Source organism: Armatimonadota bacterium (assembly GCA_031081585.1).
GTDB classification, from domain to species: Bacteria; Sysuimicrobiota; Sysuimicrobiia; order Sysuimicrobiales; family Humicultoraceae; genus Geohabitans; species Geohabitans tengchongensis.
This window is the reverse complement of sequence record JAVHLY010000011.1, coordinates 18974-33541: the sequence shown is the minus strand read 5'-3', so window position 1 is coordinate 33541 and position 14568 is coordinate 18974. Positions and strand designations below refer to the sequence as shown.

Sequence of the window (14568 nt, the reverse complement as noted above, 5' to 3'; positions counted from 1 at the left end):
GCCGCTGCGGGCGAGGCCGCCGCGGGTGAGGCCGCCGCGGGCGGGGGGCGACCGCTCATGACGCCGCGTCCGGACGTCCCCGGCCACTACTTCAGCACCGTCCCCACCCCGCGCCGCCGGATCCGCGAGCTGGCGGTGACGCTGCGGGGGCGCCGCTTCGTCTTCCAGACCGACCGGGGCGTCTTCAGCGCGCGCGGCGTGGACCGCGGGACGCGCCTGCTGGCGGAGACGATGCCGGTGGGGCCGGCCGACCAGGTCCTCGACCTGGGGTGCGGCTACGGCGTGCTCGGCCTGGTGGCGGCGGCGCTGGCGCCGCAGGGGTGGGCGCACCTGGTGGACGTCAACCCGCGCGCGGTGGAGCTGGCGCGCGCCAACGCCGCGCGCAATGCCCTGGCCAACGTCACCGTCTACCTGGGCGACGGGGCGGAGGTCGTCCCCGGTCCGGTGGACCTGGTGGTGACGAACCCGCCCATCCGGGCCGGGCGGGCGCAGGTGCTGGCCCTCTTCGCCGGCGCCCACGCCCGCCTGCGGTCGGGCGGGCGCTTCCTGTTCGTGGCCCGCACCGCCCAGGGCGCCCGCACCCTGGCGCGCCACGTGGCGGCGCTGTTCGGCAACGTGCGCGAGGTGGCCCGGGGCGGCGGGTTCCGGGTCTTCGACGCGGTGAAGGAGGCGTGATGTTCGAGAGCCTGCAGGCCCGGCTCGGCGAGATCTTCCGGCGGCTCACCGGACGCGGCCACCTCAGCCCCGAGGACGTGGACGCGGCGCTGCGCGAGGTGCGGCTGGCCCTGCTCGAGGCCGACGTCCACTTCACCGTGGCGCGCGACTTCGTCGCCCGCGTGCGCGAGGCCGCCGTGGGCCAGGAGATCTGGAAGAGCCTCACCCCGGCCCAGCAGGTGATCAAGATCGTCTACGACGAGCTCGTCCGCCTGCTCGGCGGGGCCCACCGCGACCTGCGCACCGCGCCGCAGCCCCCCACCGTCCTCCTGCTGGTGGGGCTCCACGGGACCGGCAAGACGACCACCGCCGCCAAGCTCGGCTACCTGCTGCGCCGCCGCGGGCGCCACCCGCTCCTCGTGGCCACCGACCTGCGCCGCCCGGCGGCGGTGGAGCAGCTCGAGGCGGTGGGGCGGCAGGCCGGGGTCCCCACCTTCACCCAGCCGGGGGCGACCGATCCGGTGGCGGTGGGGCTGGCCGCGGTGGACCATGCCCGCCGCAGCGGCCACGACGTGCTCATCGTCGACTCGGCCGGGCGGCTGCACATCGCCGAGATCCTCATGGCGGAGCTGGCCCGCATGCGCGAGGCGCTGCGGCCCACCGAGGTCCTCCTCACCCTCGACGCCATGGCCGGCCAGGACGCAGTGCGCATGGCCCAGGGGTTTGCCGCCCTGGGCCTCGACGGGCTCATCCTCACCAAGCTCGACGGGGACGCCCGCGGCGGCGCGGCCCTCTCCGTGGTGGCGGTCACGGGCGTGCCCATCCTCTTCGTCGGGGTCGGCGAGCGGGTGGAGGCGCTCGAGCCCTTCCACCCCGACCGCATGGCCGCGCGCATCCTGGGCATGGGCGACGTCCTCACGCTCATCGAGAAGGCCCAGGCCACCATGGACGCGGAGGCGGCCGCCCAGCTGGAGCGGCGGCTGCGGCGCGGGGAGTTCACGCTGGCCGACTTCCTGGAGCAGCTCCGCCAGGTGCGGCGCATGGGGCCGCTCGATCAGCTCCTGGAGCTGCTCCCCGGCCTCGGCCGGATGCGCGGGACGCTGCAGGTGGACGAACGGCAGCTCGTCCACGTGGAGGCGATGATCAACTCCATGACCCCGCAGGAGCGGCAGAACCCGGCCATCATCGACGGCAGCCGCCGGCGGCGCATCGCCCGCGGCTCGGGAATGAGCGTGCAGGACGTCAACCGCCTGCTCAAGCAGTTCGAGGAGGCCCGCCGCCTGGTACGTCAGGTGCAGGGCCTGGGCCGGCGGGGGAAGCGACAGCGGGGCGCCGCCGGCGAGGCGGGCCCCTTCCCTGGAGGTGGACCACCATGGCGGTGAAGATCCGGCTGATGCGCCTGGGCAAGAAGCATCAGCCCTCCTACCGGCTGGTCGTCGCCGACTCGCGCCGGCCGCGGGACGGCAAGTACATCGAGGCGCTTGGCTACTACAACCCGCGCACCGAGCCGTCGACGATCCAGGTGGACGAGGAGAAGGCGCTCCTGTGGCTGAGCCGGGGGGCGCGCCCCTCCGACGCGGCCCGGGTGCTGCTGGAGAGGACCGGCATCCTGCGCAAGTGGGAGGAGCGGCGCCGCGCCGCCGCGCCGCCGTCGTGAGCGCCGGGCCCGCGGACGACCCCGCGGAGGCCGGGCGACGACTGGCCGACCTGGTGGGCTTCATCGCCCGGGGCCTGGTCGACCGGCCGGAGGCCGTGCACACCGAGGCCCGCGCCGACGCCCGCGGCACCGTCGTGACGCTGCGGGTCGCCCCCGACGACATGGGGAAGGTGATCGGTCGCCAGGGACGCATCGCCCGGTCGCTGCGGGCCGTCGTGCGCGCCGCCGGCCAGCGGTGGCGGACGCACGCGCACCTCGCCATCCACCAGGAGGGCGACGCCGGTGCCGGCGCGGACCGGCCGGGGAGCCCGGTCGGTCCAGGACGGGACGAGGAGGAGGACCCATGGCCATCACCGTGATCCGCCCGATCGTCATCAAGGCGGTCGTGACGGAGAGCTTCAAGCGCCTCTACCGCCGGGAGCTGGAGGAGGCGATCGAGCGGGTCGAGGAGCTGATCGGCCAGATCGAGACCCAGATCCGGCGTACCGAGCTGGAGCGGCAGATCACCCCGCAGGCGCGGGCGGTGCGGCAGCAGCTCGAGGTGGAGCGGGCGCGGCAGGAGGCGACGCGCGCCGAACTGCAGGCCCGGCTGCGCGAGGTCGAGCAGCTCGAGCTCAACAGCGAGTTCCCGCAGGGGACGGTGGAGAGCCTCACGGAGATCCGCGTCGGCGACAACCTCTTCCAGAAGCTCGGGCGCAGCGAGATCCTGGTCAAGGATGGGATCGTCATCGAGGTCCGCGAGCCCTGACCCCCACCCGGCCGGTGGTCGCGGCCTTCCGGGCCGCGCCCTGGTGGTGGGGCGGGTGCTGCGTCCCCACGGGGTGCGCGGGGAGGTGAAGGTGCGCCCGGAGACCGACTTCCCCGAGCGCTTCACCCGCCTGCGCGAGGTGCTGGTGCGCCGGGGCGACCGCACGGAGGTGCGGAAGGTGGAAGGGGTGCGCTGGCAGGGCGCGGTGGCCCTGGTGAAGCTGGCGGGCGTCGAGAACCCCGAGGCGGCGCGGACGCTGGCCGGCGCCGACCTCCTCGTGCCCTGGGAAGCGCGCGTGCCGCTGCCGCCCGGCACCTACTACGTCGGCGAGGTCCTGGGCCTCACCGTGCGCACCACCTCGGGGGAGGTGCTCGGCACCGTCACCGAGGTGCTGCGGGGCGCGGCGCACGACGTCTACCGGGTGACCGGGCCGGAGGCGGAGGTGCTCCTGCCGGCCACCCGCCCCGTGGTGCGGGCCATCGACCCGGCCGCCGGCACGATGACGGTGGAGGTCCCCCCGGACCTGCCCACGATCCGGCGCCCCACGCGGACGCCGGCCCGGGCCGGCACGCCGGCCCGGGCGGCAACGCTGGACCGGGCCGCAACGCCGGCCCCCGCCCGGGCACCGGGCCGGTCCCGGACTCCCGCGTGAGGCCCGCATGCGTATCGACATCGTCACGATCTTCCCGGAGGCGTTCACGCCGCTCGAAGTGAGCATCGTGGGGCGGGCCCGGGCGCGGGGTCTCGTGGACATCCGCATCCACGACCTGCGGGACTTCACCACCGACCGCCACCGCCAGGTCGACGACGTCCCCTACGGGGGCGGGCCGGGCATGGTGATGAAGCCGGAGCCCTTCTTCGCCGCCGTCGAGGCCATCCGGCGGGAGGCCGGCGGGACCCCGCGCCTGCTCCTCCCTTCCCCGCAGGGGCGGCGGCTCACCCAGGCGCTCGTGCGGGAGCTGAGCCGGGAGCGGCACCTGGTGATCCTCTGCGGCCACTACGAGGGGATCGACGAGCGGGTGCGGGAGGGGCTGGGGGCGGAGGAGATCTCCCTCGGCGACTACGTCCTCAGCGGCGGGGAGCTGCCGGCCATGGTCATCGTCGACGCGGTGGCCCGCCTCGTCCCCGGGGTGGTGGGCGATGCGGCCTCCGTGGCGGCGGAGTCCTTCAGCGAGGGGCTGCTGGACTACCCGCACTACACGCGGCCGGCGGAGTTCCGGGGGATGCGCGTACCCGAAGTCCTCCTCTCCGGGCACCACGCCGAGATCCGGCGCTGGCGCCGGCGGGAGCAATTGCGCCGCACCCGCGAGCGGCGGCCCGACCTGCTGGAGCGGGCGGTGCTCACCGAGGAGGACCGGCGCCTGCTGGCCGAGCTCGACCGCGCGGAGGGGAGCGCCACGGGCGAGCGGTCAGCCGTGCAGGGTGCGGGCGGTGGGGCGGCGGAACGACGGGACGCCCGCACCGGCGGCGACGGCGGTCCCGCAGAGCGCCCCGATGTCGGGGCCGGGGAGGAGGGTCCGCAGGCGCCTCAGCGCGGTGCGTGATCGGCCCGGGCTGCCTGGCCGGTCGGGCGGACCGCGGTTGCGCGCCGCGGACGCCGCGCGTCCGGGATGCCTGGGCAGCACCCGCCCCGGTCGCCTATAATCAGGGGTCGTAATCGGAGGGAGAGGGCTCCATGGACAAGCTGGCAGTCGTCGACCGCGAGGGCCTGCGTGCCACGCTCCCCGCGTTCGGCCCGGGCGACACGGTGCGGGTGCACATCAAGGTCGTGGAGGGCGGGCGCGAGCGCACGCAGGTCTTCGAGGGCGTGGTCATCGCCCGCAAGGGCGCGGGGCGCCGCGAGACCTTCACCGTCCGGCGGGTGAGCCACGGCATCGGCGTGGAGCGCATCTTCCCCGTCCACTCGCCGCGCATCGAGCGCATCGAGGTGGTGCGCCGGGGCCGGGTGCGGCGGGCGAAGCTCTACTACCTGCGGGAGAAGGTCGGCAAGGCCGCGCGCATCCGGGAGCAGCGCTAGGCCGCCGGACGGCCGGGCATGCGGCTGGAGTGGCTGGAGCGCCTGCCGCTCACCATCCCCACGTTCATCCTGCTGGCCGCGGTCGGGCTCGGCCTCGTCCGGGTGCTCCTCCGCCGCACCGCGCTGGTGCCGGCGCCGTGGCGCCACGCCGTCCTGGAGACGGTGGACGCCACGCTCGTCGCCGCGGTGCTGAGCTTCCTCATCATCACCTTCGTCGTCCAGGCCTTCTACATCCCCACCGGCTCGATGGAGCCCACCCTGCAGGTGGGCGACCGCATCCTCGTGGCCAAGTTCGCCTACCGCTTCCGGGACGTCCGCCGCGGCGACGTCATCGTCTTCCGCTACCCGCTCGCCTCCAGCAAGGACTTCGTCAAGCGGGTGGTGGCGCTGGCCGGGGAGACGGTGGAGCTGCGGGAGGGGCTGGTGCTGATCGACGGCCGTCCCCTCAGCGAGCGCTACCCGACGCCCCTGGGTGGCGGCGACCGCGCCTGCACCAGCACCTACGGCCCCCAGCGGATCCCGGAGGGCCACCTCTTCGTCCTGGGAGACAACCGCTGCAACAGCGAGGACAGCCGCTTCTTCGGCTTCGTCCCGGAGCGGAACGTCATCGGCCGGGCGCTCGTCATCTACTGGCCGCCCGACCGCATCGGCCTGATCCACTGAGGGAGCGGGCGGTGCACCGCGCGCCTGTGGCCGGGATCGCCTGACGCCGACGCGATGCGTCCGGCCGGATTGCCGCCGCCGTCACGCCTGAGCGTCCGGGAGATCGCCGCGCTGCTGGGCGGCGAGGTCGACGAGCGGTGGCTGCGGCGGCTGGCGCGGGACGCCCGGGCGGGGGTCCGCCGCCTGGCCGCACAGGCCCTGCGCCGCCGGGCGCGGGGCGAACGTGAGCGGGCGCGGCTGGAGGCGCTGCTGGCCGTGGAGCGGGCCCGCCGCGCTGAGGGGTTCGTCCGGGTGGCCGGGGTGGACGAGGCCGGAGTGGCCCCCCTCGCCGGGCCGGTTGTCGCGGCGGCGGTCATCCTTCCGGAGGGCGCCTTGGCGCACCTGCCGGGACTGAACGACTCCAAGGTCCTGCCCGCGGACCGGCGTGCGGCGCTGTACACCGCGCTGCTGGCCTGCGGGGCGCGGGTGGGCGTCGGCGTGGCCGACGTAGGGGAGATCGACCGGCTGAACATCCTGCAGGCGACCCGCCTGGCCTGGCGGCGGGCCGTCCTGCAGCTGCAGCCCCCGCCGGACTTCGTGCTGGTGGACGGACGCTACCGCCTCGACCTCCCTCTGCCCCAGGAGGCGCTGGTGGACGGCGACGCCCGCTGCGCCGCCATCGCCGCCGCCTCCATCGTGGCCAAGGTCACCCGCGACGCCATCATGCGCGAGCTCGACGCCCGCTACCCGGGGTACGGCTTCGCCCTGCACAAGGGCTACGCCACCCGCGCCCACGTCGCGGCCATCCGGCGCCTGGGTCTCACCCCTGAGCACCGCCGCTCCTTCCTGACGGTCCGCCTGCTGCAGGAGCCGCTCTTCCCGGAACTGGACGGCCGCGCGCCTCGCTGAGGGTGCGCCCGCGGGCGCACCCGCCCGGCCGGCCCGGGGAGGTCTCCTGACCCGGCCGCCCCACTCCACCCCCCCGGCAAACCATGGCCGCCCTGCCGATGAGAGAGGTGTGAGCGGAAGACGGCAGGTGCTGGGCCGGCGCGGCGAAGAGGTGGCCGCCCGGTACCTCCAGGCGCGCGGGTACCGGATCATCGCCCGGAACCTGCGGACGCGTCTGGGGGAGCTGGACCTGGTGGCCCTCGACGGCGAAGCCGTCGTCTTCGTGGAGGTGAAGACCCGCCGCTCCGGCCGGGCGGGCGGCGGGGCAGAGGCGGTCGACGCGGCCAAGCGACGCCGGCTGCTCAGACTGGCGCGGGCGTTCGTGGCCGCCCGGGGCCTGGCAGACCGACCCTGCCGGTTCGACGTGGTGGCGCTGGCCGTGCGGGCCGGCCGGGCGCGGATCGAGGTGGTGCGCGATGCGTTCGGAGAAGGGGACCGGGGCGGCTAGGAGCGCAGGGCCAGGACCACGCCCGCCGCCAGCCCCAGCACCACGACGAGGACAACCAGGGCGACCCAGCGCCAACTGGTCAGACCCTCGCGCAGCGCCGGGCGGGGCTGCACCTCCTGCGGTGGTCCGTCCGCTGCGGCGGGGCCGGGTTCGACGCGGCCGGACGGGATGCTCCCTTGCGGGCCGACCGGCCAGACGGGCTCGCGGTCCACCTCCTGGAGCGCCCACACCTCCTGAGCCGGGGCTGCGTCAGTCGGAGAGAGGGGCTGGGGGTCGAGCACGGGCGCGGTGTCGGAGAGGCCGACGACGGGCGCAGGTGGCTCTGTCCTTTCCCCGGGCTCGACGTCGGGGAGCATCTCAGGCACGGGACCCCGAGGCCAGGGGGCTGCCGCACCTACCGCTTCGGGGTCCACCGCCACCGGCTCCGCTGGGGGCAAGTCGGAGCGGTCCAGCTCTGTCGCCTCCGGCACTGCCGGCTCAGGAATCCGGGTGATTTCCTGCTCTCGCCGCACGTGCCTGAAGGCTTGCTCGACGGCGCTGACGGTGCGGATGCGCGGCCAGAGGTGCGGCGGGAAGCGGTAGAAGGCCAGGCAGGCGGCCAGGTCCGGCTCCATCGTTCGCACCGCCGGCTCGCCCAGGCGCAGCCACCGCCCGTGCCACTCGCGGAACCGGGCCACGGCGGTGCCGCGGTCGGGCGCCGTGAAGATCTGGCGCGCTTCGTTCATGCAGGCGCGGCGCCACCGCGGGCTGATGCGACGGGCCAGCGCGAGCAGCCGGTGGGGGACGCTCAACTGCTGCGGAACGTCCGGGAAGGTGGCTTGCGCCGCTTTGACTAACGCCGGATGGCCGTCGGAGGCGATGAGGACGAGCTCGCCCCCGATGCCGCGCTCGCGCAGCCCGCGCAGGAGTTCGCGCCAGTTGTGCTCGTCCTCGCGGGCGGCCGGCCGGGCGGCGAGCGGCACACGCTCCCCGTCCAGGGTGAGGCCCAGGGCGCAGAGCAGCACGTCGCTGCCTCGCCCGGGGCGGCGGAGACCGTCCAGGAGGAGGAAGGCGATGGGACGCTCTGGGACGCTGGGGGGCCATCCCTCCGAGTCCCCCTTTCGGGCCTCCGTGACGGCGTCGTCAGCCATGGCCGCTGTCGTTCCTCGGTCCATCGGTTCGTGCCCGGCGCGGGCCGGCCCTAGACCTCCCGCAGACTTCCCTCCGACCGGCATGAAGGAGTTCCGGGTAGCGCCCCGACCGGCAGGGTGGGTCCGCCCCGCCGGGGAAAGCTTCCCGGCGATGGCCGACCGTGCTGCTGACCATCTCCGTCACGGCCGGGCGGGCCGGTCGACCGGGGGCACAGCGGCCCGGTCGGCGAGCCAGCCCGCCCTGGTGGTACGTGGCGTCGTGGAATCGATCCACATCGCCGCCGCCCCGGGCGCCCCCATGCAGTCGGTGACGGAGGTCAGGGCTGAGGCCGGACGCGGGCTGGTCGGCGACCGCTACTACGAGGGCGCCCCGTCGCCACACGGCCACGGTGGCCAGCAGGTCACCCTCGTCGAGGCCGAGGCGGTCGACGCGCTCGCCCGCGACTACGGGGTCGTCATCGACCCGGGGGAGACGCGCCGCAACATCGTCACGCGGGGCGTCCCGCTCAACCACTTCGTCCACCGGGAGTTCCGCGTCGGCGAGGTGCGCCTGCGCGGGGTGGGCCTGTGCGAACCGTGCCACCACCTGCAGCAGCTCACCCGGCCGGGGGTGCTGCGCGGCCTGGTGCACCGGGGCGGGCTGCGCGCGGCGATCCTCAGCGACGGGACGATCCGCGTGGGCGACCCGGTGGAACCGGTCTGAGGGCCGAAGGCCACGGGGCCGGCCGCCGCGGGATCCCGTCAGGGACGCACGATCACCGTGACGGACACTCCGGCCGCCTCCGCCCGGCGGACGAGGGCCGCGGCGTGTGCGGCGCGGCGGAACGCCCCCAGGCGCACGGCGAACCCTTCGCGCGTGGCGACGAGGTAGGGCGCAAACCCCAGGCCCCGGAGCCGGACCATCAGGGCTTGCGCCTCCTCCCGCGTCTCCACGACTGCCACCTGCACGATGTGCAGCGGACGCCTAGCAGGCGCCGGCGAGACCACCTCGCTCTGTCCCAGCACGATGGGCGTGGCGCGCGCGGCCGGCGGAGGCGGCGAGGTTTGCGGTGACGGCGTCGGCGTCGACATCGGGCCGGCTGCGGCAGGAGCCCCGCCCGGCGCCGGCCGCGTCGGCCGGACGGTGGCGGTGGCGCCGGGCGTCCGCGGCCCGCCGACCATCCGTGCGGGAGCGGAGCCCGGTGGAATCGTCGGGGGCGGCGGCAGCGCCGCCTCGTTCACCGTCGGGGCGGACCCGGCCTCGAAGAGCCGCCCGGCCAGCCACCCCAGCCCCAGGGAGACGGTCAGGAGAAGGAGGGCGAGCCCGATGGAGAGGAGCCGGTTCTCCGCCATCGTCCCTTAATTCTGCCGCATCCGGCCGATGAAAAGGGGAGAGATGCTGGCGCGTGTGGGAAGCGCGACGCTCGCAGGCATCGAGGCGGTGCCAGTCGAGGTGGAGGTCGACGTCTCGCCGGGGTTGCCCGCGTTCGCCATCACCGGGCTCACCGACGCCTCGGAGCAGGATGCCCGCGAGCGGGTGCGCGCGGCGGTGAAGAACTCCGGCCACCGGGTCCCGGCGCGGCGCATCTTGGCGAACCTGGCACCGGCCGACCTGCGCAAGGACGGCGCCGCCTACGACCTGCCCATCGCCCTGGGGCTGCTCGTCGCCACCGGGCAGGTTCCGCCGGCGCTGGCCGACGGGGCGCTCGTCGTGGGTGAGCTCTCCCTGGATGGACGAATCCGCCCGGTCCGCGGTGCGCTGGCCGTCGCGCGCCTGGCGCGGCGCCTGGGCGTGCGCCGCCTGGTCGTCCCGGAGGGCAACGCCGCCGAGGCGGCCGTCGTGGAGGGCGTCACGGTCGTGCCGGCCGCCTCCCTCGCCCAGGCCGTGGTCCGGCTACTGGGGCGCGAGCCGGTGCCGCCCGTCGCGCCGGCGCGGGCGCCATCCGCCCAGGAAGGTCCGGACTTCGCCGACGTCAAGGGGCAGGGGCAGGGGCGCCGCGCCATGCCGCGCCATGGTCCTGGCCGCCGCTGGCGGTCACCACGTCCTGCTGCTCGGCCCGCCCGGCAGCGGCAAGACGATGCTGGCGCGCCGGCTGCCCTCCATCCTCCCGCCCCTCGACCCCGAGGAGGCGCTGGACGTGACCACGATCTACAGCGTGGCCGGGCTGGTCCCACCGGGCGGCGGCCTCCTCAGCGCGCGTCCCTTCCGCGCCCCGCACCACTCCGCCAGCCGCAGCGCTCTGCTGGGCACGGCCGGCCGCCCGGGCGAGGTGACGCTGGCGCACGGCGGGGTGCTCTTCCTCGACGAGCTCGCCGAGGTCCACCGCGACGTGCTTGAGGCGCTGCGCGAGCCGCTGGAGGAGGGGAGCATCACCGTGGCGCGCGCCGGCGGCACGGTGCGCTACCCCGCGCGCTTCCTCCTCGTCGCCGCCATGAACCCCTGCCCCTGCGGCTACCACGGCCACCCGCGCCGGGAGTGCACCTGCACGCCGCCGCAGGTGGCCCGCTACCTGGGCCGCGTCTCCGGGCCGCTGCTCGACCGCATCGACCTGCACGTGGAGGTGCCCGCGCTGGCCCCGGCGGAGATCACCGCCGAACCGGACGGCGAGGGCTCGACCGCCCTGCGGGCGCAGGTGGCGCGGGCGCGGGCGTTCCGTCACGCTCGGGGCGAGCGCGCATCCTGGGCGGCCGCACCCACCGCGCGCGACCTGCGCCGCCACTGCCGGCTCAGCGCCGAGGACCGCGCCTTCCTGCGGGACGCGCTGGCGCAGCTGCGGCTGAGCGCGCGCGCCCACGACCGGCTGGTGCGCCTGGCCCGGACCATCGCCGACCTCGAGGGGGCGCCGGCCATCGCGCGCCACCACCTGCTCGAAGCGGTCACCTACCGCGCGCTGGACCGGCCGCGGGAGCCGGCGTGGAGCCCTGCGGCGCCGGCCGGCCCGGGCGACCACGAAGCGGCGCGGCCGGCGGGAGCGGGGTGAGGGGTGCGCGGACGGCAGGGAGGAGGCGTGCGCGGGCGGCAGGGAGACCGGGGGCAAGGTCGGCCGACGCCGACACCGGCGCCGAGGCCGGAGGCGGCGGTGACGGTGGTGCGGCCGGAGGACGACGCCTACCCGGTGGCGCTGCGCACGCTCACCGAACCGCCGCCGTTGCTCTACGTGCGCGGCACGCTGCGCCCCGAGGACGCGGTGGCCGTGGCTGTCGTGGGGGCGCGGCGCGCCACGCCCTACGGCCTGCACATCGCCGAGCAGCTGGGACGCGACCTGGCCCGCCACGGCGTCACGGTGGTGAGCGGGCTGGCCCGCGGCATCGACGGGGCGGCCCACCGCGGCGCGCTGGCCGCCGGCGGTCGCACGCTGGCGGTGCTGGGGTGCGGTCCCGACCGCGCCTACCCGCCCGAGCACGCGCGATTGCTGGCGCAGGTGGTGGCCGCCGGCGCCGTGCTCTCCGAGTACCCGCCGGGGACGCCGCCGCTGCGCCACCACTTCCCGCTGCGCAACCGCCTGATCAGCGGGCTGAGCCTCGGCGTCGTCGTGGTGGAGGGACGGGAGGACAGCGGCGCCCTCATCACGGCCGAGTGCGCGCTGGCCCAGGGGCGGGAGGTGCTGGCCGTGCCGGGGTCGGTCTTCGCCCCGACGAGTGCGCTGCCGCTGCGCCTCCTGTACGAGGGCGCCACCCCGGTGCGCCACGTGGAGGACGTGCTGGACGCGCTGCGCCTCCCCCGGCGCGCCGCCCCGCCCGCGGCGCCGCAGCCCGTGGCGCTGGACGGCCCCGAGGCCCTCCTCTACGGGCACCTCACGCTGGAGCCGCAGCACATCGACGTCCTGGCCCGCCGCTGTGCGCTGCCCGTGGCCACGGTGGGAGCGGCGCTGACCGTGCTGGAGCTGCGCGGCCTGGTGCGGGCCCTGCCGGGGCAGCGCTACGTGCGGCTGCCTTGACACCCTGTGCTACCGTAGGGGATGAGTTTGGCCCGGGAGGGCCGCGGGGGGCGGCGGATGGTCCATCCGCCGCTCGGTGTCTGTGACCGTCCCCGGTCGGCGGGTCCGGTGGCCACCGCCCCGGGCGGTGTCACACGGCCCGGGCGAGGTCTCGTCCGGTCCCGACCGGGGAAACAGACAAGACGTGTCACCCATGGCGAAGCCGAAGACCCTGGTCGTCGTCGAGTCCCCCACGAAGGCGCGGACGCTGCGCAAGTTCCTGCCGGCGCGCCGCTACGAGGTGGCCGCGTCCATGGGGCACGTGCGCGACCTCCCCAAGAGCCAGCTCGGCGTCGACGTCGAGCGCGACTTCACCCCCAAGTACATCGTCATCAAGGGCAAGGGGGCGGTGCTCAAGGGGCTGCGCGAGGCGGCCCGCAAGGCCCAGGGGGTCGTCATGGCCACCGACCCCGACCGCGAGGGAGAGGCCATCGCCTGGCACCTCAAGGACGCCCTCACCCCGGTCAACCCCAACATCCGGCGCATCGAGTTCCACGAGGTCACCCGCGACGCGGTGGAGCGCGCGCTGGCCGCGCCGCGCGACATCGACCTGCGCCGGGTGGACGCCCAGCAGGCCCGCCGCATCCTGGACCGCCTGGTCGGCTACAAGCTCAGCCCGCTGCTGTGGAAGAAGGTGCGCGGCGGGCTGTCGGCGGGGCGGGTGCAGTCGGTGGCCGTGCGGCTGGTGGTCGACCGCGAGCGCGAGATCGCGCGCTTCCGCCCGGAGGAGTACTGGTCCATCGAGGGGGTCTTCACCCCGGACGGCCCCGACGCCGCCGTCCCCGCGCGGCTGGTAAGCCGCGACGGGACGCGCTACGGGACGCCGCTGGAGGCCAACGTCGAGGTCATCCGCACCGCGGCCCAGGCCCAGGCCCTGGTCGAGGAGATCCGCCGGCAGGCCTACCAGGTGGCCGAGGTGCGCCAGGGGGAGCGCCTGCGCCACCCCGCGCCCCCGTTCATCACCAGCACCCTGCAGCAGGAGGCCTACCGCCAGCTGGGCTTCACCGCGGCGCGGACGATGCGCCTGGCCCAGCAGCTCTACGAGGGCGTCGACCTGGGCGACGAGGGCACAGTGGGCCTCATCACCTACATGCGCACCGACTCGGTGCGCGTCAGCGAGGCGGCCCAGGCGGAGGCCCGCCGCTACATCGCCGCCGCCTACGGCGCCGCCTACGTCCCCGACACCCCGCGCCGCTACCGCTCGCGGCGCGAGGCCCAGGAGGCACACGAGGCCATCCGCCCCACCGCGGTGACGCGCACGCCCGACCAGGTGAAGCGCCACCTGCGCTGGGACCAGCACCGCCTCTACGAGCTGATCTGGAAGCGCTTCGTGGCCAGCCAGATGGCCTCGGCCGTGCTGGACACCCTCACCGTGGACATCCGGGGCGGCCCCTTCCTCTTCCGCGCCACCGGCGCGCGCCTGCGCTTCCCCGGCTTCCTCGTCGTCTACCGGGAAGCCAGCGACAACGGGGAGGAGGAGGCGGAGCGGTGGCTCCCCGCCCTGGCTGACGGCCAGGGGCTGCGGCTGCTGCGCATCGACCCGCGCCAGCACTTCACCCAGCCGCCGCCGCGCTACACCGAGGCCTCGCTGGTGCGGGCGCTGGAGGAGCTGGGCATCGGCCGGCCCAGCACCTACGCGCCCACGCTGGAGACGATCAAGTCGCGCGGCTACGTGCGCGTGGAGGACCGGCGGCTGCGCCCCACCGACCTGGGCGTGCTCGTCACCGACCTACTGGTGGAGCACTTCCCCGACGTCTTCGACCTGCACTTCACCGCCCAGCTGGAGGAGGAGCTCGACGAGATCGAGGAGGGGCGCCGGCCGTGGGTGCAGGTCGTGCGCGAGTTCTACACGCCCTTCGCCCGGGACCTGCGGCGGGCCGAGCGCCTCATCGAGGCGGTGGACTTCCCCGAGGTGGCCATCGGGGAGGCCTGCCCCGAGTGCGGGCGCCCGCTGGTGCGCAAGCACGGCCGCTTCGGCGAGTTCATCGCCTGCACGGGGTTCCCCGAGTGCCGCTACACGCGCCCGCTGGGGATCGGCGTGGCCTGCCCGTTCTGCGGGGGGGAGATCGTGGAGCGGCGCACCCGCAAGGGGCGCACCTTCTACGGGTGCGTCACCTACCCCGCCTGCCGCTTCACCTCGTGGGCGCGGCCGGTGGCGCAGCGCTGCCCCCGCTGCGGCAGCCTGATGGTGGAGAAGCGCACGCGGCGGGCCACGACCATCGCCTGCACGAACAAGGCCTGCGGCCACACCGAGCCCGCCCGCCAGCCCGAAGCCGTCCCCGTCTGACCCGTCGTCCCCCTCGACCCGTCGTCCCCCTCGACCCGCCGTCCCCGTCTGACCCGCCGCCCCATCCACCCCGCCCGCGGC

The 14568-nt window shown here is 75.7% G+C and carries 16 protein-coding genes and 1 pseudogene; 15 read left to right on the top strand and 2 right to left on the bottom strand.

Annotation, left to right across the window (positions count from 1 at the left end; all coding sequences use genetic code 11):
* The first annotated feature begins 57 nt into the window (after positions 1-57).
* The 11 genes from RB146_06030 to RB146_05980 all read left to right on the top strand — a co-directional run bounded on the left by RB146_06030 (position 58) and on the right by RB146_05980 (position 7114).
* Entirely contained in the window at positions 58-675 is a 618-nt protein-coding gene (locus RB146_06030) for a methyltransferase (protein MDQ7828537.1), read from the top strand.
* Positions 672-2036, top strand: coding sequence for a signal recognition particle protein (ffh, locus tag RB146_06025; protein ID MDQ7828536.1), 1365 nt, complete (start codon positions 672-674; stop codon positions 2034-2036). Before RB146_06030 ends, ffh begins: the two co-directional genes overlap by 4 nt.
* Positions 2027-2311, top strand: a complete 285-nt coding sequence (gene rpsP / locus RB146_06020) for a 30S ribosomal protein S16 (protein MDQ7828535.1) — start codon at positions 2027-2029, stop codon at positions 2309-2311. The genes ffh and rpsP overlap by 10 nt, the downstream gene beginning before the upstream one ends.
* Positions 2308-2670 (top strand): KH domain-containing protein, encoded by a 363-nt coding sequence (locus RB146_06015; GenBank protein MDQ7828534.1) that lies wholly within the window; start codon positions 2308-2310, stop codon positions 2668-2670. The genes rpsP and RB146_06015 overlap by 4 nt, the downstream gene beginning before the upstream one ends.
* Positions 2655-3059 (top strand): YlqD family protein, encoded by a 405-nt coding sequence (locus tag RB146_06010; GenBank protein ID MDQ7828533.1) that lies wholly within the window; start codon positions 2655-2657, stop codon positions 3057-3059. Before RB146_06015 ends, RB146_06010 begins: the two co-directional genes overlap by 16 nt.
* A complete protein-coding gene (rimM, locus tag RB146_06005; GenBank protein MDQ7828532.1) occupies positions 3028-3711 on the top strand; it encodes a ribosome maturation factor RimM in 684 nt (227 codons plus the stop codon). Before RB146_06010 ends, rimM begins: the two co-directional genes overlap by 32 nt.
* Before the next feature lie 7 nt (positions 3712-3718).
* The gene (trmD, locus tag RB146_06000; protein ID MDQ7828531.1) at positions 3719-4603 is read left to right on the top strand and encodes a tRNA (guanosine(37)-N1)-methyltransferase TrmD; all 885 of its coding nucleotides are present in this window, start codon (positions 3719-3721) and stop codon (positions 4601-4603) included.
* A gap of 131 nt (positions 4604-4734) precedes the next feature.
* Positions 4735-5076 (top strand): 50S ribosomal protein L19, encoded by a 342-nt coding sequence (rplS, locus tag RB146_05995; protein MDQ7828530.1) that lies wholly within the window; start codon positions 4735-4737, stop codon positions 5074-5076.
* 18 nt (positions 5077-5094) lie between these two features.
* Positions 5095-5739, top strand: a complete 645-nt coding sequence (lepB, locus tag RB146_05990; protein ID MDQ7828529.1) for a signal peptidase I — start codon at positions 5095-5097, stop codon at positions 5737-5739.
* 54 nt (positions 5740-5793) lie between these two features.
* Positions 5794-6627, top strand: a complete 834-nt coding sequence (locus RB146_05985) for a ribonuclease HII (GenBank protein ID MDQ7828528.1) — start codon at positions 5794-5796, stop codon at positions 6625-6627.
* A 109-nt stretch (positions 6628-6736) separates the two neighbouring features.
* The gene (locus RB146_05980; GenBank protein ID MDQ7828527.1) at positions 6737-7114 is read left to right on the top strand and encodes a YraN family protein; all 378 of its coding nucleotides are present in this window, start codon (positions 6737-6739) and stop codon (positions 7112-7114) included.
* Here RB146_05980 and RB146_05975 read toward each other — a convergent pair.
* On the bottom strand, positions 7111-8244 hold the full coding sequence (locus RB146_05975; protein MDQ7828526.1) for a transposase: 1134 nt from the start codon (positions 8242-8244) through the stop codon (positions 7111-7113). The genes RB146_05980 and RB146_05975 overlap by 4 nt on opposite strands.
* A gap of 259 nt (positions 8245-8503) precedes the next feature.
* On the opposite strand from RB146_05975, the gene RB146_05970 reads away from it, so the two are divergent.
* Positions 8504-8947: an MOSC domain-containing protein gene (locus RB146_05970; protein MDQ7828525.1), complete on the top strand. Its 444-nt coding sequence runs from the start codon at positions 8504-8506 to the stop codon at positions 8945-8947.
* A gap of 38 nt (positions 8948-8985) precedes the next feature.
* Here RB146_05970 and RB146_05965 read toward each other — a convergent pair whose 3' ends face one another.
* Positions 8986-9576, bottom strand: coding sequence for an SPOR domain-containing protein (locus RB146_05965; protein ID MDQ7828524.1), 591 nt, complete (start codon positions 9574-9576; stop codon positions 8986-8988).
* A gap of 43 nt (positions 9577-9619) precedes the next feature.
* Here RB146_05965 and RB146_05960 point away from each other — a divergent pair.
* The 3 genes and pseudogenes from RB146_05960 to topA all read left to right on the top strand — a co-directional run bounded on the left by RB146_05960 (position 9620) and on the right by topA (position 14487).
* Positions 9620-11123: pseudogene (locus RB146_05960) on the top strand (YifB family Mg chelatase-like AAA ATPase).
* Between the two features lie 180 nt (positions 11124-11303).
* Complete coding sequence (gene dprA, locus RB146_05955; protein ID MDQ7828523.1) at positions 11304-12161, top strand: DNA-processing protein DprA; 858 nt, start codon at positions 11304-11306, stop codon at positions 12159-12161.
* A 193-nt stretch (positions 12162-12354) separates the two neighbouring features.
* Complete coding sequence (topA, locus tag RB146_05950; protein ID MDQ7828522.1) at positions 12355-14487, top strand: type I DNA topoisomerase; 2133 nt, start codon at positions 12355-12357, stop codon at positions 14485-14487.
* Positions 14488-14568: the final 81 nt, after the last annotated feature.